Annotated in this window: 1 protein-coding gene; it reads left to right on the top strand. The window is 67.7% G+C overall.

What is annotated here, in order from left to right:
• On the top strand, positions 1–389 hold a 389-nt coding region (locus tag DJ010_RS22210; RefSeq protein WP_158283092.1), incomplete at its 5' end, for a hypothetical protein.
• Positions 390–496 lie beyond the last annotated feature (107 nt).

The following is a 496-nucleotide window of genomic DNA, read 5'->3' as shown; positions in this document are numbered from 1 at the left end:
ACGACGCCACCGACCTCGACCACGCCTTCCCCACCGTGGTCCGCGAGCTCGACCCCGACGGCACCCTGCTGGCAGCCGACCTGGACAAGGACCGTGCCGAACGCGGCGCCCACCACGCCCGGTTCCTGTCCTTCACCCCCGACACATTGGGTGGGGTGCGGATCAAGGGCTACTCCACCATCGAGGAAACAGAGCTCGTCAAAGCCGTCCTCATGCCCCTCTCGGCACCCGTGGTCACCGAACCCGGCGCCTGCGGCGGGGAACCCCGCCGCCCCGGGCAGGGCTTCGAGCTCGACGAGAACGGCCACCTCCTCGGCAAACGCTGCCCCGACCCCGAATGCGCGCACACCGGTGCCGACCCCAGGGAGCATGAACCGTTACGGGTTTGATGCCGCTCCTGTTTGAGTCCAGGAGGATGAGCACATGCCCAAGAAGATCGATGCCGCGGTCAAGGAACGCGCGCTGAGGATGTTCGCCGACCATCGGCGGGACTATC

Origin of the sequence: Nocardioides silvaticus (assembly GCF_003160695.1) — a bacterium.
In the GTDB taxonomy this organism is placed as follows: Bacteria; Actinomycetota; Actinomycetes; order Propionibacteriales; family Nocardioidaceae; genus Nocardioides; species Nocardioides silvaticus.
The sequence above is the reverse complement of the archived record's forward strand: the minus strand, read 5'-3'. Positions and strand labels throughout refer to the sequence as shown.